13 protein-coding genes are annotated in these 17,599 nt (G+C 73.3%); 5 read left to right on the top strand and 8 right to left on the bottom strand.

The window, feature by feature from the left end; all coding sequences use genetic code 11:
- Positions 1-230 precede the first annotated feature (230 nt).
- Entirely contained in the window at positions 231-1,424 is a 1,194-nt protein-coding gene (locus EAD98_RS23110; protein WP_121656111.1) for an acetyl-CoA C-acyltransferase, read from the top strand.
- Positions 1,421-3,481: a 3-hydroxyacyl-CoA dehydrogenase NAD-binding domain-containing protein gene (locus tag EAD98_RS23105; RefSeq protein WP_121656110.1), complete on the top strand. Its 2,061-nt coding sequence runs from the start codon at positions 1,421-1,423 to the stop codon at positions 3,479-3,481. The genes EAD98_RS23110 and EAD98_RS23105 overlap by 4 nt, the downstream gene beginning before the upstream one ends.
- A 184-nt stretch (positions 3,482-3,665) precedes the next feature.
- Here the strand turns inward: EAD98_RS23105 and EAD98_RS23100 are convergent, their stop codons facing one another.
- From EAD98_RS23100 to EAD98_RS23085, 4 genes are all read right to left on the bottom strand, one after another.
- Positions 3,666-4,085 carry a VOC family protein gene (locus EAD98_RS23100; protein ID WP_121656109.1) on the bottom strand — a complete coding sequence of 140 codons (420 nt, stop codon included), beginning with the start codon at positions 4,083-4,085 and terminating at the stop codon, positions 3,666-3,668.
- A complete protein-coding gene (locus EAD98_RS31025; protein ID WP_158609834.1) occupies positions 4,082-4,489 on the bottom strand; it encodes a VOC family protein in 408 nt (135 codons plus the stop codon). The genes EAD98_RS23100 and EAD98_RS31025 overlap by 4 nt, the downstream gene beginning before the upstream one ends.
- 161 nt (positions 4,490-4,650) lie before the next feature.
- Positions 4,651-5,832 carry a cell wall metabolism sensor histidine kinase WalK gene (locus EAD98_RS23090; protein ID WP_199723507.1) on the bottom strand — a complete coding sequence of 394 codons (1,182 nt, stop codon included), beginning with the start codon at positions 5,830-5,832 and terminating at the stop codon, positions 4,651-4,653.
- Positions 5,832-6,497 carry a response regulator transcription factor gene (locus EAD98_RS23085; RefSeq protein WP_121656113.1) on the bottom strand — a complete coding sequence of 222 codons (666 nt, stop codon included), beginning with the start codon at positions 6,495-6,497 and terminating at the stop codon, positions 5,832-5,834. Before EAD98_RS23085 ends, EAD98_RS23090 begins: the two co-directional genes overlap by 1 nt.
- Before the next feature lie 138 nt (positions 6,498-6,635).
- Here EAD98_RS23085 and EAD98_RS23080 point away from each other — a divergent pair, with 138 nt between their 5' ends.
- On the top strand, positions 6,636-7,793 hold the full coding sequence (locus tag EAD98_RS23080; RefSeq protein WP_121656106.1) for a C39 family peptidase: 1,158 nt from the start codon (positions 6,636-6,638) through the stop codon (positions 7,791-7,793).
- Position 7,794: 1 nt separating this feature from the next.
- Here EAD98_RS23080 and EAD98_RS23075 read toward each other — a convergent pair whose 3' ends face one another.
- Entirely contained in the window at positions 7,795-9,081 is a 1,287-nt protein-coding gene (locus EAD98_RS23075; protein ID WP_147457471.1) for a PQQ-binding-like beta-propeller repeat protein, read from the bottom strand.
- Positions 9,078-10,355: a PQQ-binding-like beta-propeller repeat protein gene (locus EAD98_RS23070; RefSeq protein ID WP_121656104.1), complete on the bottom strand. Its 1,278-nt coding sequence runs from the start codon at positions 10,353-10,355 to the stop codon at positions 9,078-9,080. Before EAD98_RS23070 ends, EAD98_RS23075 begins: the two co-directional genes overlap by 4 nt.
- A 121-nt stretch (positions 10,356-10,476) precedes the next feature.
- Here EAD98_RS23070 and EAD98_RS23065 point away from each other — a divergent pair, with 121 nt between their 5' ends.
- Positions 10,477-12,366, top strand: a complete 1,890-nt coding sequence (locus tag EAD98_RS23065) for a hypothetical protein (RefSeq protein ID WP_199723508.1) — start codon at positions 10,477-10,479, stop codon at positions 12,364-12,366.
- On the opposite strand, the gene EAD98_RS23060 is transcribed toward EAD98_RS23065, so the two are convergent.
- Together EAD98_RS23060 and EAD98_RS23055 are read right to left on the bottom strand one after the other, a co-directional pair.
- Positions 12,367-14,169: a hypothetical protein gene (locus tag EAD98_RS23060; protein WP_233583930.1), complete on the bottom strand. Its 1,803-nt coding sequence runs from the start codon at positions 14,167-14,169 to the stop codon at positions 12,367-12,369.
- Positions 14,169-15,947 (bottom strand): hypothetical protein, encoded by a 1,779-nt coding sequence (locus EAD98_RS23055; protein ID WP_121656102.1) that lies wholly within the window; start codon positions 15,945-15,947, stop codon positions 14,169-14,171. Before EAD98_RS23055 ends, EAD98_RS23060 begins: the two co-directional genes overlap by 1 nt.
- Positions 15,948-16,384: 437 nt before the next feature.
- On the opposite strand from EAD98_RS23055, the gene EAD98_RS23050 reads away from it, so the two are divergent.
- On the top strand, positions 16,385-17,542 hold the full coding sequence (locus EAD98_RS23050) for a hypothetical protein (RefSeq protein WP_233583931.1): 1,158 nt from the start codon (positions 16,385-16,387) through the stop codon (positions 17,540-17,542).
- Positions 17,543-17,599: the final 57 nt, after the last annotated feature.

The following is a 17,599-nucleotide window of genomic DNA, read 5'->3' as shown; positions in this document are numbered from 1 at the left end:
ACCCACACCCACCGGGTTGATCATGAAGTTGTCGCCCCCGGACCGTCGTGTCGCGACAAAAAACTTCATGATCAACGCGACGGGTGTGGGGTGGGCCACAGTGAGCAGTGGGGACGGGGTTGGTTACTGACGAGTAGCATCCGGGGGAACGTGCCCGTGTCGGCGACCCTTGTCCGGTCCGGCGTGCCGCTCCGCACGAAGACCGGATCATGGTCGAATAGGAGGCTCAAGTGCCCCGTGAAGTTCGGGATGTCGTGTTCGTCGACGGCGTCCGTACCCCGTTCGGCAAGGCGGGTGGCATGTACGCCAACACCCGCGCCGACGACCTGGTGATCCGTTGCATCCGTGAACTGCTGCGCCGCAACCCGCAGCTGCCGTCGGAGCGGGTCGAGGAGGTCGCCATCGCGGCCACCACCCAGATCGGCGACCAGGGCCTCACCATCGGGCGGACCGCCGCCCTGCTGGCCGGTCTGCCCAAGACCGTTCCCGGCTTCGCCATCGATCGCATGTGCGCCGGCGCGATGACCGCGGTGACCACCGTCGCCGGTGGCATCGCCATGGGCGCGTACGACATCGCCATCGCGGGCGGCGTCGAGCACATGGGCCGCCACCCGATGGGTGAGGGCGTCGACCCCAACCCCCGCATCATCGCGGAGAAGCTGGTCGACCCGTCCGCGCTGGTCATGGGCGCCACCGCGGAGAACCTGCACGACCTGGTCCCGCACATCACCAAGGCGCGCACCGACGCGTTCGCGCTCGCCTCGCAGCAGAAGACCGCCAAGGCGTACGCCAACGGCAAGCTCCAGGACGACCTGGTGCCGGTCGCCATCCGCGACGCCGAGGGCGGCTGGGGCCTGGCCACCGTGGACGAGGCGCCGCGCGACACCTCGCTGGAGAAGCTCGGCACCCTGAAGACCCCGTTCCGCCCGCACGGCAAGGTCACCGCGGGCAACGCGGCCGGCCTGAACGACGGCGCCACCGCGAGCCTGCTCGCCGACGAGGCCACCGCCCGCGAGCTGGGGCTGCCGGTCGCCATGCGGCTCGTGTCGTTCGGATTCGTCGGCGTCGAGCCGGAGGTGATGGGCGTCGGCCCGATCCCGTCGACGGAGAAGGCGCTGCGCATCGCCGGGCTCAGCATCGACGACATCGGCCTGTTCGAGCTGAACGAGGCCTTCGCCGTGCAGGTGCTCGCCTTCCTCGACCACTTCGGCATCGCCGACGACGACCCGCGGGTCAACCCGTGGGGCGGCGCGATCGCCATCGGCCACCCGCTGGCCTCCTCCGGCGTGCGCCTGATGACCCAGCTCGCCCGCCAGTTCGCCGAGCACCCCGAGGTCCGCTACGGCCTCACCGCCATGTGCATCGGCATCGGCATGGGCGGCACGGTCATCTGGGAGAACCCGCACTGGGAGGGAGCCAAGTGAAGGCACCGAACGAGGTCGTCACCAAGGCGCTGCTGCGTCAGGTGAACGTACCGGGGCTGGACCGACCGGCCGCCCTGATCACGCTCGACAACGGCTTCGACCACACCAAGCCGAACACCTTCGGCCCGGCCGGGCTGACCAGCCTGGACGAGGCGATCACCGCCGCGATCGCCGCCGACCCGGCGTTCATCGCGGTCACCGGCAAGCCGTACATCTTCTGCGTGGGCGCGGACATCGTCGGCCTGCCGCAGCTCGCCGACCGCGCGCAGGCGCTGGAGATCGGCCGGCTCGGCCACCGGGTCTTCGCCCGGCTCAAGGACAGCACCGTGCCCACGTTCGCGTTCGTCAACGGCGCGGCCATGGGTGGCGGCCTGGAGTTGGCGCTGCACTGCCACTACCGGACGCTCTCCGGCGGCGCCGCGGCCCTCGCGCTGCCCGAGGTCTCCCTCGGTCTGGTCCCCGGGTGGGGCGGCACCCAACTGCTGCCGAACCTGATCGGCATCCCCGCCGCCACCCAGGTGATCATCCAGAACCCGCTGATGCAGAACAAGATGCTCAAGCCGAAGCAGGCCGCCGAGCTGGGCATCGCGGACGTGCTGCTGGAGCCGGCCGACTTCCTGGAGCGGTCCCTGGAGTGGGCCGCCGGCGTGGTGCGGGGCCAGGTCGCCGTGACCCGACCCGAGGTCGACAAGGACATGTGGGCGGGCGTGCTCTACTTCGCCCGGGAGACGCTGAACCAGCGGCTGCACGGCGCTGTTCCGGCCGCGTACAAGGCCCTGGATCTGCTGGAGACGGCGAAGGACGCCGACTTCGCCGCCGGCACCGCCGCCGAGGACGAGGCCCTCGCCGACCTGGTCTTCTCCGAGGAGCTGCGCAGCGGCCTGTACGCCTTCGACCTGGTGCAGCGGCGGGCCAAGCGGCCGGCCGGCGCACCGGACAAGGGCCTGGCCCGGCCGGTCACCAAGGTCGGCATCGTCGGCGCCGGCCTGATGGCCAGCCAGCTGGCGCTGCTGTTCGCCCGCCGCCTCCAGGTACCGGTCGTGATGACCGACCTGGACCAGTCCCGGGTGGACAAGGGCGTCGGCTACGTGCACACCCAGATCGAGAAGGCCGTCACCAAGGGCCGGATGGACAAGGGCACCGCCGCCAAGCTGTACGGCCTGGTCAGCGGCACGGTCGACAAGAGCGCCTTCGCCGACGCCGACTTCGTCATCGAGGCGGTCTTCGAGGACCTGGGCGTCAAGAAGCAGGTCTGGGCCGAACTGGAGAAGATTGTCTCCCCGGAGGCGGTGCTCGCCACCAACACCAGCTCGCTCTCCATCACCGAGATGGCCGCGGAACTGGAGCACCCGGAGCGGGTGGTCGGCTTCCACTTCTTCAACCCGGTGGCGGTGCTGCCGCTGCTGGAGATCGTCCGGGGTGCGCGGACCGACGACGCCACCCTCGCGACCGCGTTCGCGGTCAGCAAGCAGCTCAAGAAGTCGAGCGTGCTGGTCAAGGACGCGCCGGCGTTCGTGGTGAACCGGCTGCTCACCCGCTTCCTGGGCACGGTCTTCGCCGCCGTCGACGCCGGCACCCCGCTGGACGTGGCGAACAGCGCGCTGGACCCGCTGGGCCTGCCGATGCGCCCGCTGGCCCTGCTCCAGCTGGTCGGGCCGGCCGTCGCGTACCACGTGGGCGGCACCCTGCACGCGGCGTACCCGGACCGGTTCGGCGTCAGCGAGAACCTCAAGCGGATCGCCGACTCCGGCCAGCCCATCGTGGTCGACGACCAGATCAACGCGGACGTCGCCAAGCTGCTCGTGGTCGGCGACCAGCCGCTGACCGCCGAGCAGGTACGGCAGAACGCGCTCGACGCGCTCGCACAGGAGATCCGGCTGATGCTGGACGAGGGTGTGGTCGCCGAGGCGCAGGACATCGACCTGTGCATGATCCTGGGCGCCGGCTGGCCGTTCCACCTGGGCGGCGTCACGCCGTACCTGGACCGGACCGGCACCAGCGAGCGGGTCACCGGCCAGCGGTTCCTGCCGCGCGGGGCGGCGAGCCTGCCCGCCTGACCGGAAGCAGCACCACCGTCGCGGTGGTCGGCCGTCCCTCCCGGCGGACCGGCCACCGCGACCGCTTTTCCGGCGACAGCGCCCGGTCCGCTCGGCCGCGAAGGTCGAGCAGCACTCCCGAGCCGTACCGACCGGGGCCCCGGCCGCCCGAGGGTGACCGGGGCCCCGTGCCGTACGCCGGCGATCAGGCCGGTTCGCGGTCCTGCGCGGCGGCCCGCGCCGCCGCTGCCGCGGCCCGCTCGGCAGCGCTGCCGAGCACGCAGAACTCGTTGCCCTCCGGGTCGGCGAGCACCACCCAGCCGCCACCGGCCGGCCCGATCTGGTCGGCGACGTGCACCGCCCCGATGCCGAGCAACCGCTCGACCTCCTCGGCCCGGGTCCGGTCGGCCGGCTGAAGGTCCAGGTGCAGCCGGTTCTTCACCGCCTTGCCCTCGGGCACGGCGATGAACAGCACCTCCGGGCCACCCGGGGGCAGGAGCATCGCCTCCGGGTCGCCGGGGAAGTCGTCGGGCTGCCGCGGGCAGTCGAAGACCTGCGACCAGAAGCCGGCCAACGCGTACGTGTCGTGACAGTCGATGCTGATGTTGTGGATCTTCGAACTCACGGTTGATCCTCCACAGCGGTGGTGGGGACACGCTCCCCGGCACTGCGTACCACGCAGAACTCGTTCCCCTCCGGGTCGGCGAGCACCGCCCAGCCCGTACCGTCGGCGTTCCGTCGGTCCGCGACCATGGTGGCTCCGAGGCCGAGCACCCGCTCGATCTCCTCGTCCCGGGTCCGGTCGACGGGCTCCAGGCAGATGTGCAGCCGGTTCTTGGTCACCTTGTCCTCCGGCACCGCCTGGAAGAACAGGTTCGGCGTCGCCTCGTCCGGTGGCAGCAGCGCCGCCTCCGGATCGCCCGGAACGTCCTCCGGGTGCCGGGCGTACCCGAGCACCGAGGACCAGAAGCCGGCCAGGGCGTACGTGTCGTGACAGTCGAAACTGATGTTGCGGATCCGTGGATACACGGGTGTTCCCTCCGTGCTGGATGGGGACGCTCCGCCTCCGGGGGTCAGCCGAGAGAAACCCGGGGCGCGGAGTCGGTGATGGTGGACATCGAACGCACCCCCTTTCGATCTCGAGCTGACGGCGCGATCCTGCCATCGGGCTGGGGCCGCGCGCAACCCGTTCAGCCGGCGGTGGGCACCGGACCGGTCACCGCCGGGGCGTCCGCCGACGGCAGGGTGACCGTCACCTCCAGGCCCCCGCCGGGCTGCGCGATCACCCGCACCGTGCCGCCGTGCGCGTTGCAGACCGCCCGGACGATGGACAGCCCCAGGCCGGATCCGCGGGCGCCGGTGCGCTCCCGGCCGCCGCGCCGGAACGGCTCGAACAGCCCCGGCACGTCGGCCTGGTCCACCTCGAAACCGGTGTTGCCGACCACCAGCCACGATCGGTCGCCGTCGGTGCCGGTACGCACCCAGAGCCGGCCGTGCAGGTGGTTGTAGCGGACCGCGTTCTCGATCAGGTTGCCGGCCAGCCGGTCGAGCAGCCCCGGGTCGCCGACCACCGGCGCGGACTCCAGCGAGGTCTGCACCCGCAGGCCGATCCGGTCCACCTCGCGGCGCATCGCCGACAGCGCGTTGGCCGTGCCGGTGGCCAGGTCGCACTCGGTGCGCCGGCCGAGCCGCCGCCCGGCCTGCGCCTCGCTGCGGGCCAGCACCAGCAGCGCGTCCACCAGGCCGTTGGCGCGCTCCGAGGCGTCCCGGACCACCGTCGCCATCCGGCGGTACTCGGCAGTGTCCGCGTCGTCGTCACTGAGCGTCACGTCGATCTCGGTCCGCATCACCGCGAGCGGGGTACGCAGCTCGTGCGACGCGTTGGCCACGAACCGTTTCTGGGCTTCGAACGCGGACGCGATCCGGTCCAGCATGGCGTCGAACGTCTTCGCCAGCTCGGCCACCTCGTCGTCGGCGCCCGAGTAACCGATCCGCTGGTCCAGGGTCGCCTCGCCGAGCCGCTGCGCGGTCGCGGTGACCTGGTGCAGCGGACGCAGAGCCCGGCCCGCCACCGCGTACGCGCCGGCCACCCCGACCACGCTGATCGCCAGCAGCGCGACCAGCCCCTTGGCCAGCAACTCCCCGGAGGCGGCGTCGACCAACTGGCGCTGCCACTGCGCGGCGTCGAGCACCCGGCCGTCGGAGAGCACCACGGTCGTGCCCGGAAGCAGCTCGTCGGTGGGTCGCAACGCGTCCCGGACCAGCAGCCAGGCCAGCAGCACCAGGATCGCTCCGGCGCCGATCAGCAGCACGCCGTTCAGCACGGTCAGCCGCAACCGCAGGGTGGGTCGCAATCCTCCCCGGCCGGCCATCACGACACCTCGGCCGTGCGGTAACCCGCGCCGACCACCGTCTCGATCAGCGGTGGGTCGCCGAGCTTCCTGCGCAGCGTCATCACGGTGACCCGGACGATGGTGGTGAACGGGTCCGTGTTGGCGTCCCAGACCCGTTCCAGCAACTCCTCGCTGGAGACCACCGCGCCGCGCGCCTTGAGCAGCTCGCTGAGCACCCCGAACTCCTTGTTGGTCAGGTCGACCGGCACGCCGGCCCGGGTGGCGACCCGACGGGCCGGGTCGAGCACCAGGTCGGCCAGCTCCAGCACCGGGGGCGCGGCCGGGGTGGCCCGCCGGCCCAGCGCCTGCACCCGGGCGACCAGCTCGTCGAAGGCGAACGGTTTGGGCAGGTAGTCGTCGGCGCCGAGCTGCAACCCCTCCACCCGGTCGGCCACCGTGCCGCTCGCGGTCAGCATCAGCACCCGGGTGAGCGCACCGGAGGCGGCGAGGTCGGCGCAGATCTGGTCGCCGTGCACGCCGGGCAGGTCGCGGTCCAGCACGACCACGTCGTACCGGGTGACGAACGCCGCCTCGTGGCCGGCGTCACCGTCGTAGGCCACGTCGACCGCCATCCCCCGCTTGCGCAACCCGCGCGCGATCGCGTCGGCGAGGTTGCGCTCGTCCTCCACCACCAGTACCCGCATCCCGGCCTCCTCGCTGCTGACCACCGACAACCTAGTGCCGGCCGGCAACCATCGTCCCTCGCGGCCCGCGCCGGTCGACGTTGCGGACCAGCGCGGCGTACGCGATGCTTCCGGCACCCAGCGACGGACGGACCTGTCATGACCATCGCGGCACCACCCACCCGGCGGGACATCGCCTACCGGGGCTTCCACCACCCGGCGGACTCGACGGCCGGCACCATCGACGGCCTGCGCGTCACCGATCGGGGGCTGGCCCTGGGCGACGCCGGCTGGCGAGGCAGGTGGACGTCACCGCCGGTGCCGGTCGGCTTCGGAGTCGCCGAGGTCGTCCCGTCGTGGACCGCCGACACCCCCGACGGCTGCTGGATCGAGGTCGAACTGCGCGGCTGGCACGGAGACGCGCCCAGCACCGGTTGGTACCTGCTGGCCCGCTGGGCGGCCGACGACCGCGCGCTGCGGCGCACCTCGGTGCCCGGGCAGCGCGACGGCGACGCCCGGGTGGACACCGACACGCTGATCGTCGCCGGGGCGACGGTCACCGGCTGGCAGGCCCGGGTGACCCTGTGCCGGCCGCCGGGCAGCCCAACCGGCCCGGTGCTGCGCAGCGTCGGCGCGGTCGCCACCGGCCACACGCCGGCCGACCCGACCGACGATCCTGGGTACGGCGCGGGCCCTGCCGCCGCCCGCGGGCGGGTGCTGGACGTGCCCCGCTACTCGCAGCGGCTGCACGCCGGCGAGCACCCGCAGTGGGGTGGCGGGGGCGACTCGTGGTGCAGCCCCACCTGCACCTCCATGGTGCTCGCCTACTGGGGCGCCGAACCGGCGCCGGAGCGCTACGCCTGGGTGGAGCCGCCCGGCCCGCGCCCGGTGGTGGTGCACGCCGCCCGGCACTGCTACGACCACGGGTACGCCGGGGCCGGCAACTGGCCGTTCAACACCGCGTACGCCGCACTGCACGGGGTGGAGGCGTTCGTCACCCGGCTGCGGTCGCTGGCCGAGGCGGAGGCGTTCCTCGCCGCCGGCATCCCGTTGATCGTCTCCGCGGCGTTCCGGGCCGGCGAGGTGCCGGGGCTGGCGTACGACACGAAGGGGCACCTGATGGTGCTGGTCGGCTTCACCGCCGACGGCGACCCGGTGCTCAACGACCCGTACGCGCCGGACGACGACGCGGTACGCCGTACCGTGCCCCGGCAGCCGTTCGAGGTGGCCTGGCAGCGGGGCAGCGGTGGGGTGGCGTACGTGCTGCGGCCGGCGTCGGTGCCGCTGCCCCCGCCGCCCGCCCAACCCAACTGGTGATTCAGTCCGGCAACTGCCACAGCCCGTACGAGCCGTCGGACCGCCGGCACAGCAGCCGGTCGACACTCGCCTGACACAGGCCGGACGCGTCCGGCAGGACATCCAGCACGCGCGCCGTGCCGGCACGGACATCCAGCTCGGCGACGAGCAACCCGCCGTTGGGATGCCGACGTAGCCCGATCATCGGAGCCCCGGGATCGGATCCGGCCAGCTCCCAGCGGTCCAGGTCGGCCAGCACGCGACCGGTCCACGGGTCGAGCACCACGAGCTGCTCCGAGCCGGGGCCGGCGCTGCTCAACATGGTGGCGACCAGCTCACCGGCGTGCGGCCAGACCCAGCCCCACCGGTCGCTGCTCCAGACCTGCTGACCGGTCGCGCGGTCGACCGCCCGGATGCCGCGGGACTGCGTCTGCAGGCAGATGACGGGGCCACAGTCGACCGGGTACAGCGCCTCGTCGGCAGGCGTACGCCAGCGCTGGTCGAGTCGGTCCAGCCCGTACGCGGTGACCATGGACGGCGCCCCGCCGACGGTGAGCACCAGGTCGTCGATGAGCTGCACTGTCGTGTACGCCCCGCCGCCGGTCGGGCGCGCGTCGGTGCGGGCCAGCACGGCGCCGGTCGTCGCGTCGCGGACCTCGATCGGCCCGTTCGCACGGCTGAACACCACCCGGTCCACCCCGTGTCCGCTGTCCCGGTAGTTGACCTCACCCCGGGTGCCGGTCAACTGCCAGCGGACGGTGCCGCAGCACGGGTCGACCGCGCGCATGCTCACCGGCTCGTCCTCGCCGCCGGAGTACAGCAGCAGGTTTCCGTCGGCCAACTCGCTGGCGCGGCCCGGCTGCTGCCACCGGTACGCCCCGGTCGCCCGGTCCAGCGCCACGGTGAGCGTGCCCCGGCCCTCGGAGTCCATTTCGTACCCGGTGACCAGCAGCATTCCGGCCAGCGGTGTGACCCCCCAGTACCGGCCCTGCGCGGGCAACGGCGCCTGCCAGACCGGCTCGCCGCCGGGCAGCCGAAACGCGGCCAGTCGCCGCTGCGGCGTCTGGGGGGTGATCGGGTCGATGACCAGGAACAGGTCACCCGCGACCATCACATCGGCCCCGAGCCGGGCCGGCAGCGTCACCACGGCCCGCCGGGTGGGCGGCCCGGCGGCGGCGAGCGTGACCAGTGCGAGCAGCAGTACCAGCGCGCAGCGCAGCGGTCGACCGTTCGCGCGGGATGGGCGGGGCAGCCTCGCGGGCTCCGGCTCGTGCCGCAGCTCGCCGAGGTCGATGACCGGGCCGGTCACCGTCGCAACCGCCACAGCGCGGTCGAACCGTCGAGGCGGCGGCAGAGCAGGACCGGTGGGGCTGCCTGACAGCTGCCGGCCACGCCCGGCAGCACGTCCAGGGTCCGCGGCCGACCGGCGGCCAGGTCCAGTTCGGCGACGAGCATCCGGCCGTCGGCACCGGGCCGCATCCCGATCAGCGGATCGTCGCGCCGTGGCACCGGCGCGAGGTCCCACTGGCCAAGATCATTCCGCAGCTGCCCGGTCGCCGCGTCCCGCACCGCGTACCGCTGGCCCGGCCCGAGCACCAGCAGCCGGTCGTGCCGAATGTCCATCAGCGTGTGGTCCGGATCCGACCAGCGCACCACGCCGGTGGCCCGGTCGAGGACCTGGAACCCACCGTTCTGATTGATCAGGCAGAGCAGGCCGGCGCAGTCGGTCGCGTAGGCCAGCAGCGGCACCTCCGCCGTCCAGCGTGGATCCAGTCCCGGCAGGCCGTAGGCGGCCACCCGGGTGCTGTCGGGCGAAACGAGCAGCAGCACGTCGCCCACGACCTGCACCTGCTGGAACGCCGACCGGTTGCCGGGCAGCGTGTCGACGCTGCGCATCAGCCGGCCGGTGCCGGCGTCGTGCACCCGCACCTCGCCGGTCGGCTGGACGAACACGAACTGGTCGACCCCGTTCGCGCCCCGGCGGTAGTCGGGCGATCCGGACGACGAAACGGGCACCGACCAGCTCACCCGACCAGTGTCGGATGCCACCCGGCGCACCGAGCCCGCGCCTTCCGTGAAGCCGCTCGTCAGCAACAGACCGCCGTCGGTCGTCCACTCGACGAGGCCCGGAATCTGCCAGCGCTGCTTCCCGGTGGCGGCGTCGAGGGCGGTCGTCTGGAGGACTCCGCCCGCGGTGCTGACACCGATCAGCAGCACCAGCCCCCGTTCGGCCCGTACGCCGAGGTAGTCGGCCATGCCGGCCAGCGGTACCTGCCATCGGCGCCGCGCGCCACGGTCCGTCGGCGACGGCTGAGCGTACGCGGTCAGGTACCGGTCGCCGGTGGGTGTCGCGGGGTCGACGACGAAGACACCGTCCTCGACGAGGTACAGATGGGCGTTCGACAGGGCCGGCACCACGCTCACCGTGCGCTGCGGCACCGGTGTCGCACCGGCCAGCACGACGAGGGCCAGCAACAGCACCGCCGCGCAGCGCAGCGGACGGCCGGCAACGCGCGGCCGACGGGCCGGTGGCACCGACGACGAACTGTCCCGGACCTCACCCAGCTCGATGATCGACGACACCGACCGTCCTTCCGTCCCCGCGTCCGGCTGACCGGCGGGGCGCGCACCACAAACCGACCGTTGGGCGTACCGGCCCGGCAAAAGCGACGCATCCACGCCTGTACGATGGCGCGTCGTGGCCGTGCCGGTGATAGACCCTTCGCTGAATTCCAGGACCGACGCCGACCCGGCCGAGGTCGAGCCGACACGACGGCCTCGGCGCCGCCCGGCCCGCGCCGACCTGTTGGCCCTCGGAGCCTATGTGCTGCTGGGCGTGTTCGTCTGCCTCAACTACTGGGGGGACGTGCAGGCTCGGGTGTCCTCGCACCTCCCCACCGACCACAGTTGGTTCGAGTGGCTGTTCGCGCATGGCGCGTACTCGCTGCGGCACCTGGAGAACCCGCTCTTCACGGCGCGGCAGAACGCCCCGGACGGGGTGAACATGATGGCCAACACCTCGCTGCTCGGGGTGACCCTGCCGCTGGCCCCGCTGACCATGCTGCTCGGCCCGCAGGTGATGTACGCGCTCTACCTGGGCGGGGCGTTGGCGGCGACCGCCGGCACCGGGTACTGGGTGCTCTCCCGCCACCTGGTGCGTTCGCGGGCGGCGGCCTTCGTCGGCGGGGCCTTCCTCGGCTTCGCGCCGGGGATCATCCACCACGCCAACGGCCAGCCCAATTTCGTGTCCAACTTCCTGCTGCCACTGATCGTGCTGCGGGTGCTGCGGCTGGGCGAGCCGGGCCGGTGGCGGCGCAACGGGTTGGTTCTCGGGGTGCTGGTGGCGTACCAGATCTTCATCAACGAGGAGATGCTGCTGCTCACCGCGCTGGCCTGCCTGGTCGTCGTGCTGGCGTACGCCGTGCAGCGGCCGGCGGCGACGCGCGCCGCCGCCGGCACGTTCCTGGCCGGGCTGGGCGTCGCCGGCGGACTGGCGCTGCTGCTCGCCGCGTACCCGATCTGGTACCAGTTCAACGGCCCGCAGTCCTATCGCGGCCTGCAGGGCGGCGTCTTCCACAACTGGGGCGAGGACCTGGTCGCCTTCGTCACCTTCGCACGGGACACCTGGGCCGGTGACCCGGCGGTGGAGAAGACGATCGGGCTGACCGAGCAGAACACCTGGTTCGGCTGGCCGCTGGTGCTGCTGTCGGTGGTGGCGCTGGTGCTGCTCGTCCGCCGGTCGCTGGCCGCCCGGATCGTCGCGGTGCTGATCGTGGTCTTCTCCGTGGCCGCGATCGGCCCGGTGGTGCGGTTCAACGGCGTGGAGACCGCCGTGCGCGGCCCGTGGTCGTACGTGCCGGACGACCTGCCGCTGGTCGAGATGATGATGCCGACCCGGCTGACCCTGGTGGTAGCCGCCGCGGTGGGCGTGCTGCTCGCGCTGACCTGGGACGCGGCGTACCGCCAGGGTCGACCGGTGGCCGACCGGGCCCGGGTGCCGGCCCCGCGTGCCGGCGAGCCGGCCCCGACGACGCCCCGCGACGCGTCCGCACCGGCGGCGCCGCGCCGGCGGTGGTTGCGGCCGGTCGGGTACGCGGCGGTCACCCTCGCCGTGCTGCCGCTGCTCCCCCGGCCGCTGCCGGCCCAGCCGATGGACCCGCCGCCGCACTTCATCACCGCCGGCGGCTGGCGGCCGTACGTGCCGGCGGGCCGGACGCTGGTGCCGGTGCCGATCCCGAGCAACGTGCACGGCCTGCCGACGCTGCGGTGGAGTGCGCTGACCGAACAGGAGTTCCCCATTCCGGGCGGCTACTTCATCGGCCCGAACGAGGTGGGCGAGGGAGTCTTCGGTGCGCCCAACCGGCCGACCAGCAGCCTCATCTACTCCACGATGGACGCTGGCGCGGTCCCGGCGCTCACCGACGAGAATCGCCGCCAGGCCGTCGAGGACCTGCGGTTCTGGCGTGCGTCGGTGGTGGTGCTCGGGGCGCATCCGCGCGAGGCGGTGCTGCGCGAGCTGGTCACCGCCCTGATCGGGCCGCCGCAGCGGGTCGACGACGTCTGGATCTGGGACGTCCGCACGCTGGTGGGTTAGTCAGCCGACGCGGTCCCGGACGTCCCAGACCCACCCGCCGTCGACGGGCCGGGCCGGGCCGAGCAGCTCCTCGACGGTCCGGCGGACCGGTTCGCCGTGCGCCAACCGGCCGAGCACCACGAGCGCGGCCCGCCAGTGCCGCAGATCCTCGACGGCCTGGCGGCGGTCGGCGTCGGTGAGCACCGGCACCGTGCCGGTCTCGGCCACCCGGCGCAGCAGCGCGGCGGTGGGCCGGTCCGGCGCGCCCCAGCGCGCCGCCGGGTCGTCCGGGCCGGTCGGGCCGATGAAGTACCCGCCGGGCGCGCGGAAGGCCAGCCTGGTGCGGGCGGACCAGAGCATCACCGGGCTCAGCGCGGCGCCGGTGACCGGTGGCACCGCGACCACGGTCCGGCCGGGTGGCACCAGCGGGCGCCACCCGCCCTCGGCGACGAACTCCGGCACCGGCGCGACCGGCACGGCCCGGATCGGCGTCGGGACCAGGGGCAGCAGGGCGGCGGCCACCGCGCCGGTCCACAGCAGCCGCACCGGCAGCCCCGGCGCGGTCCGCGGTCCACGTGCCGCCCGGACCCGGTCCAGGGAGAGCGCCATCAGGACGCCCAACACCGGTACACAGACCAGCGCGAACCGCGCCGGAACCGCGAGGTCGAGCAACGGCAGCCCGGCGACCAGCCGGTACGGCCCGGGTATCCCGGTTGCCGTGCCGTCCACCCGCAGCTCGGTGCCGAGCGAGAGCAGGGCGAAGAGCAGCCCGCAGCCGGCCAGCGCTCGGACCAGCGGCCGTCGCCACAGCCAGATCACCACCACCACGGCCAGCACCAGCAGCCCGGGACCGAAGAACGAGTTCTCCTCGGTCGGATTCGGCGAGAGCAGCCCGGGCAGCCAGTCGTCGCCGAGAACGGTCTGCCGGGCCGACGCGGTGAACGACGCGGCGTCCAGTTGGAAGCCGTGCGTGGCGAAGGCCATTCCGGAGTAGTGCTGCGGGCCGTGGAACTGGAACCACACCGGGTACGCCAGCAGCACCGCCGCCACGACGGCAGCCACCCCGAGCCGGCCGAGCAGGGCCGGCGCGAGCTGCCGGGCCGCCACCCGGTCGGCGAGCGCGTAGCCCAGCGCGAAGACCCCGGCCGCGAGCGCCAGGAAGACCAGCACCTCCTCGCCGATGAAGACCTGCCAGACGAGCAGCAGCCCGAGGCCGACGCCGGGCCGCCACACCCCACCGGACGTCGCGGGTCGGAACACGAGGGCGAGGATCGCGGGCACCAGGAACTGGGCGGCCATGTGCAGGTGCGCGCCGGCCTGGGCGATCATGCCGGGGGCGAAGCCGCAGATCAGACCGCCGATCGCCGCCGCGGACCGGGCGGTGACCAGCCGGCGGCGCAGCAGCGCGTACCAGGCGGTGGCGGTGCCGGCGAGGCAGCAGACGACCGCCACGCAGAACGCCGCCTGCGAGCCGAAGAGCAGGGTGACCGGGGCCAGCGGGACTCCCAGGCCGAGCACCGACGTGTTCGCCATCAGGTTGACGCCCTCCGGCGCGTTCAACGCGGTGCTGTAGAGGGGGTTGTCCCCCTCCACCACGGCGCGGGCCGCGTGGGCCAGCATCCACTCGAACAGGACCTGGTCGCCCGCCTGATGGAAGAGCCGCCCCGCGTGCCGCCACTGCCCGCTGGTCAGCAGCACGGCCAGCGCGAGGTAACCGGCCACCACCAGTGCGTCCGGCAGCCAGGCGGGCCCGGATCGGCGTGCCGTCGCCGGAACCGCCGTCGCCGGGTCCGCGGTCGCCGAGGAGGCTGTGCCGGCGGTCATCAGACCGATCGGTCGGTCAGCGTCCGGACGTCCCACACCCAGACGTCCAGTTCCTGGCGGCCGGGACCGACCAGCTCCTCGACGGTCCGCCGCAGCGGTTCGGCGTGCTGCTGGCGGACCGGCAGCACCAGGATCGCCGCCCGCCAGTGCCGCAGCTCGTCCATGAAGCGGCGGCGCTGCCGGTCGTCCAGCTTGGGCGTCCGGCCGGTGGTCGCGACCTCCTCCAGCGCCTGACCCACCCCGCTCGGTCGGCCGCCGAACCGGCCCGGGTCGCCGGTGTTGCCGTTGCGGGGCGCGAGGAAGTAGCCACCGGGGATCTTGAAGTCGAGGTTGGTGGCCGCCGCCCAGCGCATGCCGTGCGTGTTGCCCATGCTGGGCACCGGGATCGGCACGAGCGTCTGGTCCGGGCCGACGTACGCACGCCAGCGGTCGGCGGTGATGAACTCCGGCACCGGCGGCCGGGACACCATCCGCAGCGGCATCGGGGCGATCGGCAGCAGCGCGAACGCCAGGCCGGCGACGACGAGCTTGCGCACGGTACGCCGGTCGGCCGGGCGCAGCGCCCAGGCCCGTTCGACGGCGAGCGCGATCAGCAGGCCGATCACCACACTGGTGATCAGACCGAACCGCGTCGGCACCACCGCGTCCAGCAGGGGCAGGTGGACCAGCCACTGCCAGGGCCCGGTGACCAGCTCCCGGTCCCACCAGGAGATCCGTTCGCCGAGGGAGAGCACGGCGAAGAACCCGCCGGTCGCCGCGAGCGCCCGGACGATCAGGTCCCGCCGCAGCCACACCACGACGCCGACCGCGAGCAACGACAGGCTCCAGCCGAAGAAGGCGTTCTCCTCCGAGTAGTTCGGCGCCAGGTTGATGTTGGCCCGCTGGTTGCCGCCGAGGGTGGGCGAGCCGGGGGCGAAGAAGGCGGCGATGTCGTTGCCGTAGTCCTGCACCGCGTCGCTGAGCCCGTGGTACGCCATCGGCCCGGCGAACTGCACGTACAGCGGGTAGGCCAGCAGCGCCCCGGCCAGCAGCGCACAGGCCGCCAGGCCGGCGGCCAGCGGTCGCCACGCCGCCCACCAGCGGGCGGGCTCCTGGGCGAGCACCGCGAGCAGGAAGACCCCGCAGGCCAGCGCGGTGAAGAGCAGGATCTCCTCGTTGATGAACGCCTGCGCGGTGACCAGCAACGCCAGCAGCGTCCCGTCGCGCACCGGCCGGCGGGACCGGGTGAGCACGAGGACCCGCCAGACGATGAACGGCAGCAGGAACTGGCTGATGATGTTCGGGTGCCAACTGGCGTGCGAGAGCATCGCCGGAGAGAACCCGCAGAACCAGCCGCCGACGGCCGCGGCGAGCGGCGTACGCACCAGGTGCCGGGAGAGCACCGTGTACCAGGCCATGGCGGTGCCGGCGAGGCCCAACGTCACGAGCACCACGAAGGACACCGCCGGCCCGAAGAGCAGGGTCACCGGCACCATGGGGATGCCCAGCGCCAGCACCGCGGTGTTGGCCATCAGGTTGACGCCGTCGGGGTAGTTGAACTGTTCGGTGTAGAACGGATACTCGCCGTGCAGCACGACGCGTACCGAGTGGGCGAGGAAGAACTGCACCTGGGCCGGGTCACCGGTGTAGAGCGAGGCCACCCGGCCGGCGGGGTCCAGCCAGATCCGGCTGGTCACCCAGAGCGCGGCGAGCAGGAACAGCCCGCCCACGGCCAGGTTCTGCCGCCGCCGGGTCCACCCGGTCCACCAGCGTCGCCCTGACCTGGCCGGCGTCTCCACTGCGGATTCCGGTTCCTCGTCCACCCCGGAACCGGCGGGAGCGGCCGTCGGCGCGACGGGCCCCGCGAGCGCGGACCCGGCGACGCCAGGAGCCCTGGCGGGCGCGACGGGAGCGGCGGTGCCGACGGGAGCACCGGCCGGATCGACCGGAATGGCCGCCGGAGTGCGCTGGCTCACTGTCTCGTCGGGGCCGGCCGTCGCCTCCCGGTGCGGCGCGGACAGGGCGCGGGACTCGGCAGGCGTCACAGTCGGCGGAGTCTACCCGAGCGACGAAAAGGCACTAAAGCCCCGGTGGCGTCCAATGTGGTGGGTAGACCGACGGCCACCCGAGCTGCCGCGTCGGACATCTCGTACTATGGCGCTTTCCCACAGCGACGACGAGGCGATCGGGGGCGGATCAGGTGACTCCGGACCGCCGGCACGGCAGGGCGCTCACCGTGCTGCTGACCGCCCTGCTGGCCGCCACGGCCTGCGGTCCGGTCGCCGAGCGCAAGCCACGGGACCTGCGGGTCGGGTACGACAGCCTGGATGGCTCGCTGACGGTGTGGCCACCCCGGGGCGACCTGTCCGGCGACGCCACCACGACCGCGGCGGTCACCGACGCGGTACGCGACTGGCGGTCACCGGTCGACGACCGGGCGCACCTGCCCTCGTCCGGCATCCTCTTCTCCGGCCGCGTCGACGGCGCCCCGACGGCGCTGGTCGCCGCGGACGTGCCCGGCGAGAGCTCCTCCTGGCTGCTGCAACTCACCCGCGACGGCGACCGGTACGCGGTCACCCGCGCCACCGAGTACACCGACCCCGGCTACCTGGTCTACTCCGACGTGCTGCCGGTGCAGACCGCCGGCGGCCGGCGCTATTTGGTCTCCGCCCGGGTGCAGCGGCTGCTCGGACCGCAGGGCCGGGCGCTGACCGTCGCCGACGGCCTCAGCGCGCCGGTCGACGTGCCGTCCTGCGCGGCGGTCCCGGTGACGGCGACCCTGCGGGCCACCGAGTCGCTGCCCCGGGGTCGGGCCGCCGACCGGCTCCTCGACCTGGGCACCGGCACCACCGACCCGCGTTATCCACTCGTACGCGACGAGTCCGGCACGGGCCGGCGGGCGCTCACCGGCCTGGACACCTGCGTGCTGGCCGGCGAGCGGGGCCCCTTCGGCAGCATCCCGCGCCGGATCGGCGACCGGGACGCGCCGCAGTCGGTGCCGACGTCCTGGCCGATGGCGAAGCTGACCGTCCGCTCGCTCGGCGAGGTCGCCCTCGGCGGCGGCGAGCCGGCCGAGTTGCAGCAGCTCAGCTGGGACACCGACGCCGGCACGATGACCGCGGTGGTCTACCGACCGGCGGACGGGAGCGCGCCGGTGGTCTCGCCGGCCGACCGGGCCACCCCGTTGCAGACGTACCAGCTGCCGGTGCCCGGCCAGCCCCTGGTGGTGCTCAGCTGGCGGGCCACCCGGGACAGCTCGCTCTCCGTCCCACCGGGCACTCCGCTGCTGGTCGAGCGCCCCGGTCTGGTGGTCATCCCGGAACCATCCCGTTCCCAGACCTTCAGCCTCGCCAACACCGACAAGACCCACTACCGCTCAATCACCCCCCGCTAACCCCCCCCGCCGCGCAGGACGGCACGTCGACCGGCGCGCTGAGGCCGTCGGCGACGG

This window comes from Micromonospora sp. CV4 (genome assembly GCF_003667455.1).
GTDB lineage: Bacteria > Actinomycetota > Actinomycetes > Mycobacteriales > Micromonosporaceae > Micromonospora.
Note: the sequence above shows the minus strand (reverse complement) of the source record. Positions and strands in the feature narration are given on the sequence as shown.